The sequence below is a fragment of the Acinetobacter sp. YH01003 genome (assembly GCF_013420525.1).
Lineage (GTDB): Bacteria > Pseudomonadota > Gammaproteobacteria > Pseudomonadales > Moraxellaceae > Acinetobacter > Acinetobacter towneri.
On sequence record NZ_VOXY01000030.1, the window covers coordinates 1 to 8,282 of the forward strand.

The following is an 8,282-nucleotide window of genomic DNA, read 5'->3' on the forward strand; positions in this document are numbered from 1 at the left end:
AAAAAAAAAACCTAACAATTAGTCCCCCTCTACCTAACAATTAGTCCCCCTCTACCTAACAATTAGTCCCCCTCTACCTAACAATTAGTCCCCCTTTAAGCTAGAAAACCTAACAATTAGTCCCCCTCTACCTAACAATTAGTCCCCCCCATAAGTGTTGAGAGCACCTAAATAAAAGGGTTTCAGCTCTTCTGTAAAGCTTTTTAAAGCTTTTAAAAGCTATAAAAGCTTTTATAAAGCTTTTATAAAGATTAAAAAGACTTTATAAAAAATTGCCCTTGGTTTTCGCTTCGCTCAAACTCTATTGAACTTCGCTTTCGCTCAGTTCGTCGGGGCAATTTTTTGGTTAATACTTACGTGACTTTAAGAAAAAGCAAAAGCAACTCGGAATTCGCTTCGCTCATAGTTCTTTTTGCTCGCTACGCTCGGTCTAGGCTCAAATTTTTGCACGTGATCTATGCTCTTTTAGGCTGTGAAGCCTAAAAAAGCCGTTTTTCAAAAAGTCGAAACGCAAATTTTAGAAGTTCGCTCGTAGACACTCGCTCTGTAATGGTTGATATGACTTAATAATATTTATTCTAACGAGAAAAACCGCCTGACTTAATCAGGCGGTTTTTTATGTGACACTCAAATGTTAGTTGAGGTGTTAATTCGGGATAAACCATTAAAAACAGACTGTCTTTTGACGATCTACCTTTTTAAACTAATTCCTTTTTTGAGCTACCAACTCAGAAGTGTGCTACCCACACACAGATATTTTCCAATTTTTCCGCTAAAACTCGGCACCAGCTTTCATTTTCTCATTTACACGCTTACGTTTTTATTCGCTCGAATGTCCATGCTACCTCTATCTTTTCAATAGAGCCTTACTCACCTGTTCTCCCAGCTGCTTTCACTTGATTTTATGGCAGTTCAAGACTGTTTTATTACAAGTTCCTTACCTTAAATCATTTATCTGAAAGCTACCAACAATCAGTAATTTAAAAATTCGGAGCAACCTTCCCACATTAGAAACTTGATTCAAATTTATGACTAATTTCCCTGCAAACTACTTGCTCACATCTCTTCGTTGTTACTTGCCCTGCCAATTGACCAGCTTTTCGGGGAGTTGTTCCAAGATCCCGATTACGCTTTGAGCTAAGATGCTTTGGGTTTTACTATCCATAAATCTTTACTGCTTAGCAATGATCGTAACCACTTCATTGCCGGTACAGGCTTGAGCTATTCGACCGACCTCACTTATAGATTATAAAAATCATTTCATGAGTGCCTGATATTCATGAGAACGTGTGTTCTCCAATATCCGAGAGTTTTTCCCTCTCCTGATCGCCCACCTGAGCAGATCCCATTAACAGCTATTTTTTCACTGTTAAAAGGACAGACGCTTTAGGTCTGGTACTGCTTACCAAGTTCCGGGGTTCATCAATCACTTTAAGTACTAAAAGTGATTGATATAGTACGACCTAAATATCAGACCTTACATCCGCATCACTGCGGTTCCCATTTCTGTGTCGCCCAACAACAAAAAAGATTCGTTTGGATTGAGTGGAATCGGGTATCGCACCCCGAAGCCCTCTTCGTAGCCGCGCCAGCCACCGTTAAGCAGCACGCAGCTTCGCCAAAAGACTTTGGTAGAGTCTTTTTTAGAGGAAAAATGGAAAATAGCATCGTCAGGGCGGTAAGTCCTGACGTGAAAAAACGCACAGAGCTTCGCTGACAAATGCAAAAATTTATCTTGGGATAGATATGTACTGACATATCTGACATCGTATGTGATCTTTGAAGATCAGATGCTTATTCATGAGGTTACTCCGATTAACGCTCGGATGACGTCTTGATTGGCCCGTAAAAATAGCGGGTACTCCAATTTCGATTACTCAAATATATACAAAAAAACCAGCTAAGTAAATTAACAAGGAACAACCATTGATTAGATGACTATTACTGATCAAGTAAGAGCAAGCTACGCTTGCTTTTTTATAGATGAATTGACATATAATCTTTTATTTTCAATACTTCCGATAAGATCGTATAAAAGATCATGAGATGATTTATTACAACGTAAAAACTGAATCTTATTTAGCTGATATTTTGGCTCGCGTTGGCTATGGTGCAGAGTTTTATTTGCATTTTGAAATAGAACTATCGAAAGCTGAATCGCTCATAGAGAAATGGTCACAAAGATATAACTTGAATCAGTCTGCATCTCTTAGAAATCAGCGATTGAACCGTGGGATCTGGGCATTGGATTTAGTCGTGCTGCAAAACCGGACGCTATTTAACGAAAATCGGATAAAGCTGTGTCTGCTGGTCACGCCAGCAAAGCTGGAGAGGTTCGATTTTAAATCACAGAATAATGTGAATCATTTCGAACGATCTAAGCATGCATCTGCTGTGATCAATGAGCAGTACGCAAAAGATTTGGCTCAATGTGAAAGTTTTTATTCGATTCATGACCGAAAAAAGCGGCTTATTTTTACCTCGAAACATAGTTATCAGCCTAGGACCAATCAATCAGATGTGCAGCCAGATCCTAAAACAAGCGTTTTAAGCGTTTATGAGCTTGTATTGTTGCCATACTCAATAGAAGAGCGAAAAAAGGCAATTAAGGGGCAATCAGCGCAAAATAGTGCTATTTATAATAAGACTATGGGCTTTACTTGGAGACTACATAAAGATTATCTCGATTTTAAAGAAAAGAGTCTAAAAAAAGCATTTACTAAGGCTCAAAAAATTAAAGGACGAAAGCCATCAATACCAAGATCTGAACTGTTCCCCAAGTTGAAGCAGGCTCTTGCCAAAGAAACGGATTTTTTATCAAAATTAGCTGGATTTCGTGGAGTGAGAAAACAAGTTTTTGAATTAAATAAAACGATGTTTTCATTAAGTCATAAGTTTTTAGATTTGCCCCTGTCTGATGTGGGTGTGGAACTACGAATACCTCCGTATATCTGGAAGCAAAAAAGACTCGTTTCTAGTTTTGAAGAGATGAAAGAATTTCATAATATTTATAAATGAAAAGAGCTGTTTTACTGAAATAGATTACACCTTTGGTCACACTTTTTTGAAAATGACTAAAAAATGAAAAAAATACCCATGGTCAAAAATACACTTAAATATATGATATATAATTATATATATTAAATTGATTAAGGTACGACGAGGGTTTTTTTTGGAGGATTTGATGGATTACAGGGGTTTTTTTTAAGAATTTTTTACTGAATTACTTTTCCACCTTTAATAAATTAATTTATTTAAATCAATAATTTAGTTCAATGTTCTAAAAACACCTTTCTGAAGAATTTACTTTTTTTGCCATTTTTTTGACATTAAAAATTTGATGGATTACAGGGGTTTTTTTTAAATAAGTAACTGATTTATATTAATTATTAAAGTAATCGTGAAAGTAAAATTCTATTTTGGAGTTACACTAAAATTTCGCATAAGAGATTTTATGTTAATAATTGACTTAAGTCTTTATTCTAGCAATAATACTTATAAGTATTAATCTTAAGTTGTTTGCAAATGATCAAAGCTTTAAAACAGCATTTCACAAATGCTACGGATCTAAATAAATTAATGGCTTCCCTCTTAGGAAATGTTGATGATCACTTGATTCTTGAACCTAGTATTGGGGAAGGTGTTCTACTTAAAAATTTAAAAGGGCACCCAAAAGAAATTGTTGGATATGATGTAGATGACCAGCCATTTAAAGTTAGTAAAAATATTAATTCAGAAAATATAAATGTAACTTTTAAGCATGAATCATTTATTGAAGCTTTTTTAGAAAGATCTATTGCTGAGACATATGACTCAGTTATAGCTAACCCTCCATATGGTTTAGAATTTTCTATTGAATATAGAAAAAAATTAAAACAATTACTTCCTAGTTTATATGTAAAAGAATCTTATGGATTGTTTTTATATATGAGTCTCAAACAGTTACGAGATAAGGGACGATATGTTTTTTTAATTCCTGATACGTTTTTGACCAGTCATAGACATCTTGCGATTAGAAAGTTCCTATGTGAAGAAGCGAGACCATCTCATATTATTCGAATTCCATCAAAGTCTTTTGAGACTATAAGCTTTAAATATGGAAATTTATGTGTAATTGCTGGATATAAAGAAAGGCTAACAGAATTAGACAACATAATTTGGAGTGAGGCTTTAGATGGTCTTACCTCTGCTGATATTCCTGAACCGACTCTAAATATCCAGGGCGATAAGCTACTAAATAAAATTGAGCAAGGTTGGAGTAAATATTCACTAGTTGAACAAGATAGTCTTGTATCTCAGGAATGGCTAAATTTAGGAGATTTAGCCGAATGTAGAACAGGAATTTATACAGGTGATAATTCAACATATATAGGTTTTGATCCATTTCTGTCTAAAAGAAAAAGTAATGGGCATGTAATTGATTGGGAAAAGGATGTTTATAATTCAGAATTAAGTGATGATGAAAAATTAAATGGATTAGATCGTACCAAAAAGTTATATGTTCCATTTATTAGAGGGGGGCATCGAGAAATATTTGAACAACCATCCAATGCCATCTTATGGTCTAAGGAAGCTATAAAATTTTATAAAGAAAATAAAAAGGCAAGATTTCAAAATAGTAGTTTCTATTTTAAAGAAGGTATTTCTATTCCTATGGTAAGTAGTTCAAGAATTTCAGCTAGTTATATGAATAATAGTGTTTTTGATCAAGGAGTTGTTGGTGTATTTCCTTATGATAGAAAAAATCTTGAATGTCTGATTATTTACCTAAATAGTTCATTGGCTTCAAAGTTAATGAAAGGACTAGTAAATGGTTCAGCAAACAACTCAGCTAACTATATTAAGAAACTGCCTGTACCTAAATTCAGTGATAAAGCTTTATCAAGAGCTTTAATTCTGTTTAAAAAGATACAAGCAGATAACAAGTCAAATAATGAGGAAATTGATGACTTTGTAAATAAGTATCTTATTACCAATCAAGATAGTTAATAAGATTTCCTCGAGCAGATTGTAGATAGGTTAGGAATGGTTGTGATAAATCATTCCTAAAATCAACGATATTCTGGATTACCCATAAAATATCTACTCCCGTAAGCCTATGGATTTCTTGATAAGCCTGTCTACCTGTGTAAATTTGCCATGTTTGTGAGTTTTTTAAGACGTTAAGATAATTATTATTAACATTTTGACGAACTAATAATAAAAGTTGAGTGTTGGGATCGAATCTTTTATAAGCATGACTAACTGCTTGTAATCGAAGCATGTTCCCCTTTTCATTAGATCCAAAACCACTTTTGAAATCTACTACATATCTGCAATTACCTGAATGGAACATTTCATCTTCTTTTAGATTAATGTCTCCGATAATTTCTAATAGATCTTCGACTAAATCTAGAATATCTGATTGGTTAGGATAACCCGCAGAAAGTGATTGTGCTCGAGAAGTTATAGCAGACTTTACTGTAGAAAAATTTGGAGCACTAAATCTTGTTGCAATAGTCGAATAATCCCAAGCTACAGAACAGAATCGTTCCCATAATTCTCCTATTCTTCGCGAAAAAGCCATAAAGTCATAATTCCAAACCTTATGTCGTTCTTCTAAGCTTAGATAAGTAAAACAATATTGGACAATTAAAGCCATAATAGCTTTATCATCCTGATCTAAATTTGGTAATTGAGTGAATGCATCCTTTATAGGTATTAAAACACCATTAAGAGCATTATTTATTTGAGTAGCTTTTTCTTTATGATCTGAGGTGGAGCTACTTTGAATGCTAGCAATTACCCCACCTGCTCTATACATAAAGTCATTTTTGATATCAATTTTTAGCTGATCCAAAGATTGCTTGGAAATATTGTGAAAATACTGCATTTATAAATATCTATAAATTCTTAGAAAAAAGTAAGTCTATCGAAATTTTCAAACTTGTTGAAATGATATAGAGATTCTTTAAGGAGATATTTCTTTCTCCTCTCTCTACACTCCCAATATAGTTAGGATCAAGTTCTGAAATTTTACCCAGATCTTTTTGAGACAAATTCATTTTTAGCCGATAACTTCTAATATTTTGGCCAACTAATTTTTTCAAATCTTCAAAATCTTGATCGTTCATAGAATAGTTCAGGATGTAAATTTTTCTAATTGTAGACTAAACAAGAAGTTATTAATAAATATTAAGTCTCTCTAAAATTAACATAATACACGTTATACGAAACGCTTTGTAAAAACCATTTTAAAACAATGTCTTATGGATGTAAAAACAGCCTAAGCAGTCACGCTCAGGCTGTTTTAGTGATTTTTTATGTTTCACGATCAATTATTGATCATTGTTCCACGGTTTTGATTAGTCTGATTAAATAGTCCTATCATCCATAGGGCTTGAAAAAACGGCTCCAAAAGCCCCTTTTTTCTGGTTCTGGCGCAATATGTTCAGGGACTGGAATACGCTTATTTTCCGTCTGCTCCGGAGTAGTCAATCCGTCATGTTTAGCTTCTGCTGTGTCCGGTTCGGGATCTGTTTTGGCCATGCCTGGTTGCACTGGTTCTTGATCGGTAAACATAGTCATATTGGCTTGTGGGGGCTTCATTTCAATGAGTGTGAGTAGCGTATCAATACGAGAATTTGCTTTGGCTTCCCGATCTTCTGCTTTTTCCAACTGTTTCTTTAAGAAATCAATCTGATGTTTGAGCTCTACAACTGTATTGTCTATGTATTCAGGTGTATCAGTCTTTGATACTGAAGACGTATCAATACGTTTTGAGTGTTTTCCAACAAAAGGCTCTCCATAGACACGAAGTAATTCAGAGAAGTCGATAGATCCATCATGATCACGACTTAATACCCCGTTTTTTATATCTTTATAGAGTGTAGCTCGAGATTTTTTATACAGTGTTGCAGCATCACTCACACTGTATTTTGTACTTGTTTTCATAGTGTATTACTGTGTATTTTGGATACGTATTGAAGAATACACTAAGTGTATTCTTCAATACATTCAAGGCTTGAGGCCTAAGTTCTGTAAGTGAGGTAAAAATTGTTTTCTGGTAACTTTCTACCTAAATTATAGGGGAATCAAATTATAATGTTATGCCAAACTCTTTGAGCTTATAGATCCAGTGGTGAGCTTGATCATTTTTAATATCATGCTTAATTCTATTTATTAGGTCGTCTGAGCTTTCACCGTATTCCATGAAGCGATCAAGCAATTTGTATTGTGTAAGAGTTTTAAAAATTGTGATTGCACTAAGTTTTGTAGCTGGTTCAGTTCGTTCAGTTTTAATTTTTACTGTACTCGTTTTTCCAATAGTAAATTCTACATGGCTGGCTTTACGTCCACCTTTCTTAATTGCTTTATAGCTCACAGAAAGTTCTGTTTTTGCGTTAATCAAATCAATACTTGGTTTTAGAACCTTTTTTTTAAAGTCTTTAAAATCAGAATAAGCATTAGGCTCAATATTCAAAGCTGATTTTAGATTGATTAAATCAACTTCAAAAACTTTTCGAAATTCATTTTGAATAAATAGAGGATACATTTTCAAAGCATATCCGCTCAAAGGCATGACTGATCTGATTTTGAGTTGTGTGAAAGGATTATCCTTGTTAAATACGCTCATAATATGAAGTGCATAATGAGTAAAGGAAACAGAGAAAGTTCCTTCTTTATAACCACAATAACTAATTAATCGAGTACGGATAATTTCCTTTGTCTCTTCATGAAAAAACTTAACACTATGCTCATAAAGAGTATCTACGGCACGGCTCAGAGCAACGTAACAGCTTTCTTTTTTTAATCCTGTCAATTCTGAATATTCAGTAGCAGTGATTGAAAAAACATGCCTTTCAGACAGTAGATCATTTTCAACTTGGCGAACTTTGGGGCTAAAGAAAAAAAGTAATTTTAGAAGGTCATCTTTTAGTGGCTTTTCGTGAGTAAGTTTCCAAAATATATTTTGAAAAACAGCAAGTTCTTTTGGGTATTTTTTCTCAGGCTGAATTATTGGGAATAATTCAGTATGACGCGCTGAGAAATTAATAGTTGGTGGGGCTTTTTTTAGTGAAATAGCCATAATTTTTAGTAAAAAAAAGGGGGGGTCTTATCTAATATACACATCCCCCTTTAAACGTGCAATACGCTTTTTTATACAAATTTTTCCAAAAAAAAAACCTAACAATTAGTCCCCCTCTACCTAACAATTAGTCCCCCTCTACCTAACAATTAGTCCCCCTCTACCTAACAATTAGTCCCCCTTTAAGCTAGAAAACCTAACAATTAGTCCCCCT

Annotated in this window: 6 protein-coding genes; 2 read left to right on the top strand and 4 right to left on the bottom strand. The window is 34.1% G+C overall.

Annotated features, from left to right (window positions below; all coding sequences use genetic code 11):
• The first annotated feature begins 2,046 nt into the window (after positions 1-2,046).
• Both FTT70_RS13150 and FTT70_RS13155 read left to right on the top strand, forming a co-directional pair.
• Positions 2,047-3,018 carry a hypothetical protein gene (locus tag FTT70_RS13150; protein ID WP_180055256.1) on the top strand — a complete coding sequence of 324 codons (972 nt, stop codon included), beginning with the start codon at positions 2,047-2,049 and terminating at the stop codon, positions 3,016-3,018.
• A 507-nt stretch (positions 3,019-3,525) separates the two neighbouring features.
• Positions 3,526-4,989 (top strand): Eco57I restriction-modification methylase domain-containing protein, encoded by a 1,464-nt coding sequence (locus FTT70_RS13155; RefSeq protein WP_180168708.1) that lies wholly within the window; start codon positions 3,526-3,528, stop codon positions 4,987-4,989.
• On the opposite strand, the gene FTT70_RS13160 is transcribed toward FTT70_RS13155, so the two are convergent.
• From FTT70_RS13160 to FTT70_RS13175, 4 genes are all read right to left on the bottom strand, one after another.
• A complete protein-coding gene (locus FTT70_RS13160) occupies positions 4,970-5,872 on the bottom strand; it encodes a hypothetical protein (protein WP_180168709.1) in 903 nt (300 codons plus the stop codon). The two genes, FTT70_RS13155 and FTT70_RS13160, sit on opposite strands and share 20 nt — an antisense overlap.
• 10 nt (positions 5,873-5,882) lie before the next feature.
• Positions 5,883-6,113 carry a helix-turn-helix domain-containing protein gene (locus FTT70_RS13165; RefSeq protein WP_180168710.1) on the bottom strand — a complete coding sequence of 77 codons (231 nt, stop codon included), beginning with the start codon at positions 6,111-6,113 and terminating at the stop codon, positions 5,883-5,885.
• Positions 6,114-6,366: 253 nt separating this feature from the next.
• Entirely contained in the window at positions 6,367-6,933 is a 567-nt protein-coding gene (locus FTT70_RS13170) for a plasmid replication DNA-binding protein (protein ID WP_180055252.1), read from the bottom strand.
• A gap of 145 nt (positions 6,934-7,078) precedes the next feature.
• Entirely contained in the window at positions 7,079-8,068 is a 990-nt protein-coding gene (locus tag FTT70_RS13175; RefSeq protein WP_180168711.1) for a replication initiation protein, read from the bottom strand.
• Positions 8,069-8,282: the final 214 nt, after the last annotated feature.